We start from the raw sequence: 11,911 nt of genomic DNA, 5'->3' as shown, positions 1-11,911 counted from the left end.
CTTAAAACTGTTTATGAATGAAAAGGCATTAGTTAAAGCATGAATCCTTTTTAAACTTATGGTGGAGCACAGCTATTTTGCTATGCTCCAATAGTGACTGTTTTTGGGAGGGAGAAATGGTTAAACTCTACCTGGATTAAAGTGGAAATTACTAAAGATTCTTTGGATTCCTCGCTGCTCGATCTGCGGCTCGAAACTCGGCACCAAATTGCATTTCTTGTGCTTTTCTTAATGACTTCTTTTCATTTTGCTGTCCATTCTTTTTAGCCATTGGAACTCACTCCTTTCAAATCTTATTAGTCTTAGTTTGTACGAAAATAAACAAATTATTCCATTATTTATGAAGGTAAATGAAAAAGAAGCCTATAATTAGGCTTCTTTCACTTCGTGAATTTCAAATTCTTCTTGTTGCATACGAACCATATGAAAGTAATAATGATCTTTCTCTATTTGAAAAAGGTCATATACGTCAGCACTTTGATTAAGCTGTGCATAAATATCTGATCTAATTTCATTAGCTAGTGTGCAGTATGGAAGTTTTTTTGCGGCTTGAAGTGAGCGAATATTTTCCTTACGAATGCACATAAAAACAGTTTGAATTTCGCAATGGTAAAATAACTCTTCAAAAAAAGATTCCTTGGCCACTTTATTGTAGCCCTTACCAAAGAAGGGCTTTCCAATCCAAGTTCCTAAGAACCCAGCTTTATTATCAATATCAAACAAGTTAATTGTTCCGATTGGTGCTCCCCATTCGTCAGTAATTGTACGTGAGATGATTTCTCCACGTTCCTCTGCTTCCATCGTTTGTTTCGTTAAGAAAACAAACTCATCGTATGATGCTGCCTTATGGCGAACATACGGATAAACGGCTGGGTCAATTAAATAATCATACAATACGTGGCAATCGGAAACATCGCGTTTTTTTAAGTACATGAGAAAAGCCCTCCTTTTAAGACGAGGGCAAATCACAAAAAATCCACCCTCGAATTTAATAGTTGTTACATTATCAAATTCGGGGTGGGAATCGAACCCACTAGGACCAGTAAAAATGGTGGCGCACCAATTGCCTTCCCAATGTTTATATAATTGGATATATCAGTGTATAGCTTTATAATTAGCTCTTAGATAAGGTTATAATTGATTTACATCCTTATTACATAACTATTTCGCTAATATACTCTTGATTCCTCCTATATATTAATGTTTTTTTAGAAAAAAAGATACATTTTTTTTGTAAATTTTTTGTGAGAATTTTTGTCAGTGCCTTATTCTTGTAACAAGTCGGTCAGTGCTTGTTTCAAATGGGGGTACTGGAACTGGTATTCGTGAAGTAAGGCTTGATTTGGCAACACTTTTTGACCGTCAATGACTAAGGTGCTCATTTCACCAAGTAATAACTTCATCACTAATCCTGGAATCGGAATCCAATGAGGTCTGTTTATCACCGATCCGATTGTGCGTCCGAATTCATTCATTTGTGTAGGATTAGGGGAAGTGAAATTCACAGGCCCGTCAATTTCTGCTTTTAATAACACAAAGTAAAATAATGAAATGACATCTTGAATATGAACCCAAGAAAACCACTGCTTGCCTGAACCTAGTGGACCGCCGATTCCTAACTTATAGGGGAGTAGCATTTGTTTGAGAGCTCCTTCTTTTGGGTGTAAAACAATGCCTAGGCGTGCATAAACAGTCCGTATACCTAATTCTTGTGCTTTAGCAACTTCTTTTTCCCATTCTCCAACAACCGTTGTTAAAAATGATTCGTCAACAGGTTCATCTTTTTCTGTAAAGATAGCGGATTCTGAGTTGCCATAAAAACCGATTGCTGATGCACTGATGAGGGTATTTGGTTTCTTATTTAGTTTAGATAGTATAGACATTAAGGCTCTAGTTGAGTCGATACGGCTTTTTAGAATCTTTTCTTTTTGATTAGCTGTCCAACGCTTATTTCCGATTGATTCACCTGCTAGGTGGTATACGGCCTGAATGCCTTCTAGCTCTTTTTCGGGGGTAGCATCCTCCTGTAGCCATTTTACGTAAGTGACATTTTCTTTTTTGGGCTGTTGTTGGGGGTTTCTAGTTAAAATGATGGCTTCATGTCCTTGTTCTATTAAATGATTGACGAGTCTAGTGCCGATAAAACCGGTTCCTCCGGTTATAGCGATTTTCATTGTTTATACCTCTTTTCTTTTTTATATGAAAGTTACTTATGGGCGATAGGTTGTGCCTTGAAGTTAGCTGGATCTTGATTACCTTCGCACCTTTTCTTGCAGATACTCCAAGGATTGGCCTCTGCATCTTCACGTTAACCACCATTTTGTTCAGATGCTCCATGGTTTGGCGTTTGCATCTGAACCAACCTTTATTAATCGTTAAGGCGATAGCTGACTTTCATGTTTGTTGGTGGCTTCGATATGTGGGTTTTGTTTGAAAGCTAGTGCGAATACTTCAAATCAGGTTGACTCCTAGTCGATGTTTTGAACGCATAAGCAGATAAGCGAGCTTGACTGACGGTCAAAAATAGCTTGATGCAACTACTCTCCTTTATAGTTGATGACACTTTACTTATGCCTGTTAAGTTATATAATTAAACATTCGATTTGAGTTGACGTTTTCCTTTAGAAAGTGAAATACTATTAGAGTAAAGTGTACTAGTGACGATAGCTTGTACCTTGAAGTTAGCTAACACTGCACCGTTTTTGATCGTGGGACTCCTAATGATGGCGTTGCTACCGTGCCAACTGTTTAAAAAGCCGCTTCTTCTGTTAGAGCTGTTGGTGGCAAGTGAATCGACTTCGCCAACAAGCATGAAGATGAGATTTGCTATGGATTTTCATTCACTTTGTTTTTGTTCTTATCTATTTTAATGAATGTTGTAAGAAAGTTTTTTGAACTTGAGAATTGGCCATGTGGGCTTTGTGTAATAGATGATCTTTGTGTGGAGGTGAATATGTGAAGGTTACAATTACGAAAATTACCACTCATAAGCGCTTTAAGCAGCGGTATCATCTTTACCTTGATAAAGGTCAAGGTGAGGAGTATGGCTTTAGTGTTGATGAGGATGTGTTGATTAAGAGAGGAATAAAAAAAGGGTTAGAGCTGGATGAAGAAGAGCTTCTTCGAATTATTGATGAAGATGAGAGAAAAAAAACATATCATCTAAGTATTCATTATTTATCGTATCGGATGCGCTCTGTGTGGGAATTACGCCAATACTTACAAGAGAAAGAGCGTAAGGTAGAGCATATTGAAGCCGCTATTGAAGAGCTATTAAAACAGAAACTGCTAAATGATGTAGAATTTGCGAAAAGCTTTGTTCGTACAAAGAAAAATACTCAATTAAAAGGACCGATTAAAATTGCTCAGGAGTTAAAGCAAAAGGGTGTGTCGATACAAAATGTCGAAGTCGCACTCCTTGAGTATTCTTTGGATGAGGAAATAGATAAACTACAACAATGGTTGCAGAAACAAAAGCCTTCAGAAAGGGAATCTGTAGCTATCTTTCGTCAAAAACAGCAGCAAAAACTACAATTAAAAGGTTTTCAACAATCTGCTATAACACAAGCTTATAGTGGTATAGAATTAGAAGAGCAGGACGGACAGGAATGGCTGGCTTTGCAATATCAAGCTGAAAAGATGAAAAAAAAGTACCTTATGAAGTATAATACGTTTGAATATGAGCAGAAAATAAAACAAGGGCTATTCAGAAAAGGTTTTGCCATTGAGGATATTAACCGTTGGCTAGAAAAAGAAAAAGAGCTCGATGTTGATTAGGGGGAGAAATAGGATGGAAGAGAAGCGTTTTAGTGAAATGGGTGAAACTGAGCTTCACACGGTCATTCGAACATTTAATGAGAAGGCAAAAAAAGCAGAACAGCTCGGAATGATGAATGAATATGCAGTCTATGAGCGAAAAGTTTGGATGGCAAAAGCGTATTTACTAGATCCTAAGGATTTTGAACCTGGAAAGTCTTACCCTATGTTTGATGGGGAATCCACGTTTCAAATATCCTATTTAAATGGCCATTTTGCATGGGGTTATCGGAATCAGGAAGCCAATTTAGATGCAGTACCGATCTCGCTATTAAAGAAATAAGGGGGAAAACAGCTTCTAGATGATTACATAGAAGCTGTTTTGATGGTTGAGCTGAAGCTTATTACGTAACTTATGAGCGTTTCCGAGTTTGGATCGCTAACACGTAATTATGATAGCTTTGTTGGGTCTCACCGTTCACCTGATGGAATGCCCGTTTTGGGTTTGCACGAGGTGATGAAAAAGGGTCTTGATAATGATATGACTTTTTTTCCTTACCCATAGGAAAAGTCCCTCCTTGATCAAGTTATCATGATTTAGCTTTGTTAGCAGATTGCATCCTTTGTTGCGGATGATCGTTGATGGAACCATTCGCACGTTGAGATGCGTGCCGTTCATCGCTTGCAGATGCTCCTGAGAACTTAATATGGTTAGGAAAGCCTTTTGCTTTATTGCGCATCGGTGAGCCTCCTTCCTGTGAGCTCATACTTATTATGAGAAAAAAACGTTTTAATTATTTGTGAAATGAACGTGTAAATGGAGGAAAACAAATGGAAGATATTTTTAAAAGATTAACGGAGAAATTACTGGAAAAAAATGAACAATTGTCAGTCAATCAAGCTAGAACATGGGTGGAAGGCCTTTGGGAAGATTTTGAAGCGACAAATGCAAAGGCCGGAAGAACATATAAAGGGCAAGATGTTACAGAAAAGATTGTGTTAAAGTGGATTGAACAATATGGCCCTCATTTACATAAATATCAACCTAGAAATGAGAAGTTTGCTCATTTGAATGAGGATGATGGCATTCAGCATTAAAAACGTTTGGAATAAAAAAAGAAGTAGGGACATGGCTTTGTCCCTAGCTTCTCTAATTATCAGTTACGACATTTAATTTCTTTTTTAACGTGTTTTCATTATATACCCAACCAGTATAGGAATTTAAAATCTCTAATTGATCATTTAATTGAACAATGGCAACGAATGGATAATGTCCTTTGCTGCGATACCTTAAATCAATAAAGCGAATTTCTGTATACCTTTCAAGGTGCTCAATTTCCCACCGGTATGTTGGTGAGAAAGATAGGAAAGCGTGCAAATTATCATCTTTCCGTGCCGCATCCATGATTGGCGTATGAGGGATAGGTTCAAATGCATAGTGCTCAAAGTAATTAATTTCATTACGAATAGATTCCGCGACGTAAAGGGTCTCCTTCGTACGAATGACTAAATGCCACTGGTACCATCTAAATGAAGGTGACACAAATATGTGCGTAGCTTTAGGATGAAGATTTCGAGCATGCTGAATAACTTTGTTTTTTTCAATAAAACGCCAAATATAATAAAGAACTAATACACTAAATAAACTAATAAAGGTTGGGACAGGTGGTGCTCCAAGTGCCCAAAGGATTAAGGCAACAATATGTGAGAAAAAGATAAAGGGATCAAACGTATTAATGACACCTAATGCTAGCCATCTTTTAGAGAGCGGTCGTAAGGCTTGGGTGCCATATGCATTAAAGATGTCAACAAAGACATGTAAGAAAACCGCGATAAATGACCATAATAGGACGGTTTGCCAAGTTATTTCAGGTACAAATAAAGCAAGTGCCCCTGTTATTAAAATTGGCCAAAGTAGAATTGCAGGTAATGAATGTGTAATTCCCCGATGGTTTCGTAAATAGACGGCATTATTTCTTAACTTTAATACCGTATCAAAATCAGGTGCTTGGGAACCAATGAGCGTAGCGGCAAGTACCGTTTTTTGCATCAGGGGGTCACCGGCCACATTCGGATCAACCATTGCTAATCCACCAAGAGCAAATCCCATTACAACATGTGTTCCTGTATCCATATGGACTTCCTCCTTCTTGGTGAATGATACTCCTCCGACTAAGAAAGAGTGGATTTCCCCATAATATCAAACCCAGTTTTTATTTTCTATAGCTAAAAAGTTGCAGGGCATAGTCAAAAAGTTTGATGGTAACACTTATTTTATTTATACCCGAAATGGCAAAGTTTAAAAATGAAAGGTGGAAAATCATGACCAAAGAATTAGAGATTTTTATGGAATATAAAATTAAACTTGAACATGTAGAGGAATATGAGCAAGTGATGTCAGAAATAACTACATCTTTAGAACGGTTAGGTGCAAAAGATGTGAGATGGTTTGAAGCATTGGACCAGCCTGGCCTTTATGTGGAGATGTTTAAGCTTCCCAATCAAGAGTTATATGAGAAAATCAAACAACTACGACAATCTCATTCAAATCCTACGTTCAAAAAGATTATCCCGTATGTCGTAGGCGGAGAAAATAAAGTTCACTGTTGGGCTTTTTTGCGTAAGGAGTTTTAATGTGAGGCATCAAGATTTAAAAGATTTTTATGTAACGGCATTTCAGCAAGATTTATTGAACTGGTTTGAGACTCATAAGCGTGATTTACCTTGGCGTGAAGATAATAATGCTTATCGTGTGTGGGTATCAGAAATCATGTTACAACAAACTCGAGTAGATACGGTTATTCCGTATTTCACTAACTTTATGAGAGAGTTTCCTTCTATGGAAGCCTTGGCTGAAGCTGATGAGGAACGGATTTTAAAAGCATGGGAAGGGCTTGGCTATTATTCAAGAGTCCGTAATTTACAATCAGCTGTTCGTGAAGTAGTAGAGAGTTATGGAGGCGTCGTACCAAATAATCGTCAAGAAATTGCTGCCTTAAAAGGTGTCGGACCTTATACTGCGGGGGCAATTTTAAGTATAGCTTATGGGTTACCAGAGCCTGCGGTTGATGGTAATGTGATGCGGGTTCTTTCAAGGGTATTACATATTGATGAGGATATAATGAAACCGAAAACAAGAAAAAGGTTTGAGGCGATTTTATATGAATTGATCGCCAAAGAGGATCCTTCATCATTTAATCAAGGGTTAATGGAGCTTGGAGCATTAATCTGCACACCTACGTCACCAGGCTGCTTATTATGTCCGGTTCGAGAGCACTGCCGGGCATTTGCAAAAGGGATACAAACAGAACTTCCAGTCAAGATTAAAAAAGTAAAGCAAAAATTGAAGCGTTTAAATGTATGTGTGATTGAAGATGAAAAAGGACAAGTATTAATTGAAAAGCGCCCTGAGAAAGGTTTGTTAGCAGGATTATGGCAATTTGTCACTTTAGAGACAGAGGGAGAGACGGATTTTCGAGAGTCGGGGATAGGTGAGCTTAGTGAGTTTAGCGAAAGCTTATCAGCTCAATCCTTACAAGGACCTGTGCAAGAGGTAGAGCATGTATTTTCACATTTAAAATGGAAAATGGATGTGTATCGATTAGTTGTTGACCACGATACTTGGCAGCTTAAGAACTTACAGAAATGGGTAAACAAAAATGAGATAGAAAACTATGCCTTTCCAGTACCTTATCAGAAAATAATTGAGCGGCAATTATGATCTAAATCCCTACTTTGACATTGTCATAGTAGGGTATCTTACTGTAAGATATGCACGATAAAAATGGAGGAATTAAGGTATGGATTTACAATTAACAGGGAAAAAGGTCTTAGTTACAGGTGGTTCTAAAGGTATTGGTCAAGCAATCTCATTAGCATTTTTAACAGAAGGAGCTATTGTGGCTGTAGTAGCAAGAAGTGAATCAGATTGGATGAAGGAATTACATGGCTTCCATTCTGAGCGCTTTTTATTTATAAAGGCAGATTTAATGGATGAGAGTAAACGTGTAGAAGTAGTGAAAGAGGTTGAATCAACATTTGGTGCTGTCGATATTTTAATAAACAATGTTGGTGGCAGTAATGGGGAGCAAGTGTCTAATACGGAACTTGCATTATTTGAAGAGGCTCTCCAGCTTAATTATTTATCTGCCGTCCATATGAGTCAGCTCGTTTTGCCTAATATGAAGGTACGTGGAAGCGGTGTCATTATTAATATTTCATCTATTTTCGGGCGTGAATCGGGAGGGAAACCAACCTATAATAGTGCCAAAGCGGCGATGATTAGTTTTACGAAAGCCATAGCTGATGAAGTGATTAAAGATGGTATCCGTGTAAATGGAGTGGCACCTGGAGCGATTTTACATCCAAATGGTAATTGGCAAAGGCGGCTTGAGCAAGAGCCAGAAGGCATTAAGCAATTTGTAAGGGAACAGATACCAGGAGGTCGCTTTGGAACGGTTGAGGAAATTGCGAACGTAGTCTTGTTCCTAAGCTCAGAAAAAGCAAGCTGGGTCGTCGGTGCTACATTAAATGTAGATGGAGGCCAATCAAAAGCTAACTTTTGAGGAGGCTATCTAAGCTATTAGCCGCAATCAATTTTATGTACTAAGGCTAGCTTTGCCGCTAAGCCAAGATCCTGCGGAGGGTAGCGAGCCCTCATTCCCTTCATCGACCACCCATGGGCGAAGCCGAGTAACTTCGACAAAAACAAAAACTATAAAGTCATGTTACCTTGAAGAATGAGCAATCATCATCTATTGAACTTTTTTACAAAACCCACATGGCAAAGCCCAATCCACTTCGCAACCAACAAACATGACAGTATGGTTTGTTGGTGGCTTTTCATTCAATAACGGTTTTGAGGGTTCTCACACTTTGCCGTAGCCCCGGCACTTTTTAGGAAGGAGCCGCAAGAGCTTTCCTAAAAAGATTCAGCGCATCACACAACCAGCCACCACCAACTAAAAAAAGTGTGTAGTAACCCATCAGGATTAGTATTTAAGATCCAAGTGTTTTTTGACCGAAAGGTCAAGTTATTTCGAGAAAAGGCAACATGTAACTTTCATACAAAAAACGCGGAGTACTGCTAACCAAGCAGCTCCGCGCCTTACCCTTAAATATCATGATTTGTTAAATGAATGTCCTCAATAATCCTTTTCGTTTCAGGCGTACCCAGTCGGTATAGAGCTTCAAAAACATCATCAAGTCCTCTTTGGAATTCCTCCTGATCACGATCAGAATAAGTCGTATCAAAATGCTTTAAAGAAAACAAATTACCACGCTCTAAATCATGTTTTTGCACTTGCCTTAATAACTCAGATAAATCTTTTTTCTCAGCCTCAGTCGCTTCAATCTCATACTCAATTAGCTGACCGTCGCCTACTTTAGTCGGGCTAATATCATCCATGCTAATTGGATTTAAGTTCACATAATATAATTGTTTATCCATTCGTTATGCTCCTTTTCCCGTGTGTTGCTTTTAGGATATCCAGACAGGAAAAAAGCATGTATGATTTCAAGTAGTCTAGGAGTGAGTTAAAATGGCTCTGCCAATAATCTCTTTTGCTTCTAATGCAGCGTGAGCTTGAGCAGCTTGATCTAAAGGAAAGCTTTTGAAATCATGGGCATTTACTTTCTTTTCCTTAAACAATTTACTAATATGTTGACCAGCAGAAATATATGCAAAAGAAGGAGCAGTAAATAGTAATAGTCCTAATAATGACGCATTTTTTTGATTTAATTCTCTCCACATAAGAGCAGGCGTGTTGTCTTTTGGTGAGCCAATCGTTACGATTCTGCCTTCATTAGCTATTACCTGAAAATCAGTTTCCATATTTTCACTTAGCGACATTTCTAAAATCAATGGAACTCCTTGGCCATTGGTAATTTCAAGAATGTTATCGACCAAATTCTCTTCTTTGTAAAGAATGACATGGTCGGCACCGGCCTTTTTAGCAACTTCGGCTTTAGCTATTGAACCAGCCGTCGTAATAACGTTAGCACCGGCTTCTTTTGCTAGCTGTATAGCAGCATGTCCAACGGCACCAGAGCCACCTACAATAAATACGGTTTCATCTTTGTGTAAATTCCCACGGTGAAATAACGCTAAGTGTGCTGTCAGAAAAGGCATGGAAAGTGCAGCACCTTCTTCAAAAGAAATATCAAAAGAAAGAGGGAAAGCAATATTAGCTGATAAAGCAACATATTGACCGGATGCTCCTTTTGCATTCGATGCCCAAACATGGTCTCCGATTTTATGTGAAGTTACGTGTTCACCGACTTCTTTCACCACTCCGGCTAAATCAAAGTGAGGGATATGAGGGAAACTAGGTACTTGTCGAATACCTTTTCTAAAATAGGTATCAACAGGATTAATGCCACTCGCTTTTACCTCAATTAACACTTCGTCTGCTTTAATGGTTGGTTTACTAACTTCATCTATTTCTAATACTGTAGGTTCGCCATATTGTTTATATACTAATGCTTTCACAAAACCACTCCTCTTTGAATAGATACTCTCATCATACGTAATTTCTGATGAAAAACAAAGAGATTTGATTGAAATCTTTTTGTTTAAGCAGCTTTTATAAACCACCACGTTCTACAATTTCTGCTTGAATTTGATGGTGAAAAGAGACACCTTCTGCATTTAGATAGGGAGCCATTTGCTGAAGGTGAAAATGAAAGTGACTCAGTTCCTCTTTTGACCATTCCTCTATTAGTGTCATCGAAAGTTCTGTCATATCCCGACCTTTGTACATAATCAAACCTCCATTCATACTTAGATATTAGTACTAGGTATTAGTTTTTCTGTTCATGAATGAGGCTATACAGTATAATTAAAAATATCCTTAAAAATGATAAACAAAAATGATTGAACAGATAGGCAACGTCCATTCATCTAATCATTGCTTTTTGACTGGTGGTATTTTTAAATGGTGATTTTGAATAGTCATTAAATCAGCATACATACTCCATAACAACAAAGAAGAGAGCGTATAAAGGGTTAAGATTAGCAACTAAGGCTTGAGGTTTTTTTGATGTATTTCAAAAGTATCTAGATCTTACGGGCAAGCACTTACTTTTATTTAAAATTAGGAGGCATATAAAAATGGCAAAAAAAGTAGCATTAGTAACGGGGAGTAGTCGAGGAATTGGAAAGGAAATTGCTTTACGGTTAGCTAAGCAGGGATATGATATTGTTGTGAATTATGCGAGAAATCAAACGGCAGCTTTAGAAACAGCCGCAGAAATTGAAAACCTTGGTCAAAAAGCAATCGTTGTTAAAGCAAATGTAGGCAAGCCAGAAAAAATTAAAGCAATGTTTGCAGAAATTGATCAACATTTTGATCGACTAGATGTTTTTATTAACAATGCTGCTTCTGGAGTTTTAAGACCATTAATGGAGTTAGAGGAGAACCATTGGGATTGGACGATGAATATTAATAGTAAAGCATTATTATTCTGTGCTCAGGAAGCTGCCAAAAGAATGGAAAAAAGTGGCGGGGGCAAGATTGTTAGCTTGAGTTCATTAGGCTCAATCCGCTATTTAGATAACTATACGACAGTAGGGGTATCAAAAGCGGCTGTTGAAGCATTAACTCGTTACTTAGCCGTTGAGTTAGCGCCAAAAAACATCGTCGTAAATGCAGTATCTGGTGGAGCTGTTGATACGGATGCGTTAACTCATTTTCCAAATCGGGAAGAGTTGTTACAGTCTTCAGCAGAAAGAACTCCTGCTGGCAGAATCGTTGAACCTCAAGATTTAGCAAATGCTGTCATGTTTCTTGTATCTGACCAAGCTTCAATGATTCGAGGACAGACGCTTATTGTTGATGGTGGTATTTCACTTTTAACATAAAAAAATTTAAAAGCTAAGCATAAAAAATGATCTCTTGGACATCTTAAGGTGTGTGGAGGTGATTTATTATGAAAAAGCAAAATCAAAATCAAAACCAAGCACAGAAGCAAAACCAAGCTTCTCAACAAAATCAACAATATCAAACTGAATTTGCCAATGAGACTGATGTGCAAGAAGTAAAAAAACAAAATGCACAGTCTCAAAAAAAGAAAAACCAACAATAATTAAGTGGCCACTGTGAGACACATCGTCTCTCAGTGGCCTTTTCATTACTGATAAGGGAGTGCATAAAAA

General features: G+C 37.9%; 17 protein-coding genes. 8 read left to right on the top strand and 9 right to left on the bottom strand.

The window, feature by feature from the left end:
• Positions 1–151: 151 nt before the first annotated feature.
• The 3 genes from PQ479_RS13465 to PQ479_RS13455 all read right to left on the bottom strand — a co-directional run bounded on the left by PQ479_RS13465 (position 152) and on the right by PQ479_RS13455 (position 2,174).
• The gene (locus PQ479_RS13465) at positions 152–271 is read right to left on the bottom strand and encodes a YfhE family protein (RefSeq protein WP_273717030.1); all 120 of its coding nucleotides are present in this window, start codon (positions 269–271) and stop codon (positions 152–154) included.
• Between the two features lie 98 nt (positions 272–369).
• Positions 370–933 (bottom strand): GNAT family N-acetyltransferase, encoded by a 564-nt coding sequence (locus PQ479_RS13460; protein ID WP_047989670.1) that lies wholly within the window; start codon positions 931–933, stop codon positions 370–372.
• A 332-nt stretch (positions 934–1,265) separates the two neighbouring features.
• A complete protein-coding gene (locus tag PQ479_RS13455; RefSeq protein ID WP_047989669.1) occupies positions 1,266–2,174 on the bottom strand; it encodes a TIGR01777 family oxidoreductase in 909 nt (302 codons plus the stop codon).
• Between the two features lie 781 nt (positions 2,175–2,955).
• Here PQ479_RS13455 and recX point away from each other — a divergent pair.
• Positions 2,956–3,777, top strand: a complete 822-nt coding sequence (gene recX / locus PQ479_RS13450; RefSeq protein ID WP_047989668.1) for a recombination regulator RecX — start codon at positions 2,956–2,958, stop codon at positions 3,775–3,777.
• 13 nt (positions 3,778–3,790) lie between these two features.
• Positions 3,791–4,099, top strand: a complete 309-nt coding sequence (locus PQ479_RS13445) for a YfhH family protein (protein ID WP_047989667.1) — start codon at positions 3,791–3,793, stop codon at positions 4,097–4,099.
• Positions 4,100–4,169: 70 nt separating this feature from the next.
• Here the strand turns inward: PQ479_RS13445 and PQ479_RS13440 are convergent, their stop codons facing one another.
• Both PQ479_RS13440 and sspK read right to left on the bottom strand, forming a co-directional pair.
• Positions 4,170–4,319, bottom strand: coding sequence for a YpzG family protein (locus tag PQ479_RS13440; protein WP_083991305.1), 150 nt, complete (start codon positions 4,317–4,319; stop codon positions 4,170–4,172).
• 27 nt (positions 4,320–4,346) lie between these two features.
• A complete protein-coding gene (gene sspK / locus PQ479_RS13435) occupies positions 4,347–4,496 on the bottom strand; it encodes a small acid-soluble spore protein K (protein WP_047989666.1) in 150 nt (49 codons plus the stop codon).
• A 91-nt stretch (positions 4,497–4,587) separates the two neighbouring features.
• On the opposite strand from sspK, the gene PQ479_RS13430 reads away from it, so the two are divergent.
• Complete coding sequence (locus tag PQ479_RS13430) at positions 4,588–4,854, top strand: YfhJ family protein (RefSeq protein WP_047989665.1); 267 nt, start codon at positions 4,588–4,590, stop codon at positions 4,852–4,854.
• 52 nt (positions 4,855–4,906) lie between these two features.
• On the opposite strand, the gene PQ479_RS13425 is transcribed toward PQ479_RS13430, so the two are convergent.
• On the bottom strand, positions 4,907–5,890 hold the full coding sequence (locus PQ479_RS13425; protein ID WP_047989664.1) for a metal-dependent hydrolase: 984 nt from the start codon (positions 5,888–5,890) through the stop codon (positions 4,907–4,909).
• 188 nt (positions 5,891–6,078) lie between these two features.
• On the opposite strand from PQ479_RS13425, the gene PQ479_RS13420 reads away from it, so the two are divergent.
• The 3 genes from PQ479_RS13420 to PQ479_RS13410 all read left to right on the top strand — a co-directional run bounded on the left by PQ479_RS13420 (position 6,079) and on the right by PQ479_RS13410 (position 8,321).
• Positions 6,079–6,390, top strand: a complete 312-nt coding sequence (locus PQ479_RS13420) for a hypothetical protein (protein ID WP_047989663.1) — start codon at positions 6,079–6,081, stop codon at positions 6,388–6,390.
• Between the two features lies 1 nt (position 6,391).
• The gene (gene mutY, locus PQ479_RS13415) at positions 6,392–7,477 is read left to right on the top strand and encodes an A/G-specific adenine glycosylase (RefSeq protein WP_047989662.1); all 1,086 of its coding nucleotides are present in this window, start codon (positions 6,392–6,394) and stop codon (positions 7,475–7,477) included.
• 79 nt (positions 7,478–7,556) lie between these two features.
• A complete protein-coding gene (locus tag PQ479_RS13410) occupies positions 7,557–8,321 on the top strand; it encodes an SDR family NAD(P)-dependent oxidoreductase (protein WP_047989661.1) in 765 nt (254 codons plus the stop codon).
• Positions 8,322–8,869: 548 nt separating this feature from the next.
• Here the strand turns inward: PQ479_RS13410 and PQ479_RS13405 are convergent.
• The 3 genes from PQ479_RS13405 to PQ479_RS13395 form a co-directional block, all read right to left on the bottom strand.
• Positions 8,870–9,205 (bottom strand): hypothetical protein, encoded by a 336-nt coding sequence (locus tag PQ479_RS13405; RefSeq protein ID WP_047989660.1) that lies wholly within the window; start codon positions 9,203–9,205, stop codon positions 8,870–8,872.
• Between the two features lie 75 nt (positions 9,206–9,280).
• Positions 9,281–10,246, bottom strand: a complete 966-nt coding sequence (locus tag PQ479_RS13400; RefSeq protein WP_047989659.1) for an NADPH:quinone reductase — start codon at positions 10,244–10,246, stop codon at positions 9,281–9,283.
• A gap of 94 nt (positions 10,247–10,340) precedes the next feature.
• Entirely contained in the window at positions 10,341–10,517 is a 177-nt protein-coding gene (locus tag PQ479_RS13395; RefSeq protein WP_273717029.1) for a hypothetical protein, read from the bottom strand.
• A 350-nt stretch (positions 10,518–10,867) separates the two neighbouring features.
• On the opposite strand from PQ479_RS13395, the gene fabL reads away from it, so the two are divergent.
• Positions 10,868–11,617 (top strand): enoyl-[acyl-carrier-protein] reductase FabL, encoded by a 750-nt coding sequence (gene fabL / locus PQ479_RS13390; protein WP_047989658.1) that lies wholly within the window; start codon positions 10,868–10,870, stop codon positions 11,615–11,617.
• Between the two features lie 68 nt (positions 11,618–11,685).
• Complete coding sequence (locus PQ479_RS13385) at positions 11,686–11,841, top strand: gamma-type small acid-soluble spore protein (protein ID WP_083991304.1); 156 nt, start codon at positions 11,686–11,688, stop codon at positions 11,839–11,841.
• The last annotated feature ends 70 nt before the right edge of the window (positions 11,842–11,911 follow it).

It is taken from the genome of Alkalihalobacillus pseudalcaliphilus, from assembly GCF_028610675.1.
Taxonomy (GTDB): Bacteria; Bacillota; Bacilli; order Bacillales; family Bacillaceae_D; genus Alkalihalobacillus; species Alkalihalobacillus pseudalcaliphilus.
The sequence above is the reverse complement of the archived record's forward strand: the minus strand, read 5'-3'. Positions and strand labels throughout refer to the sequence as shown.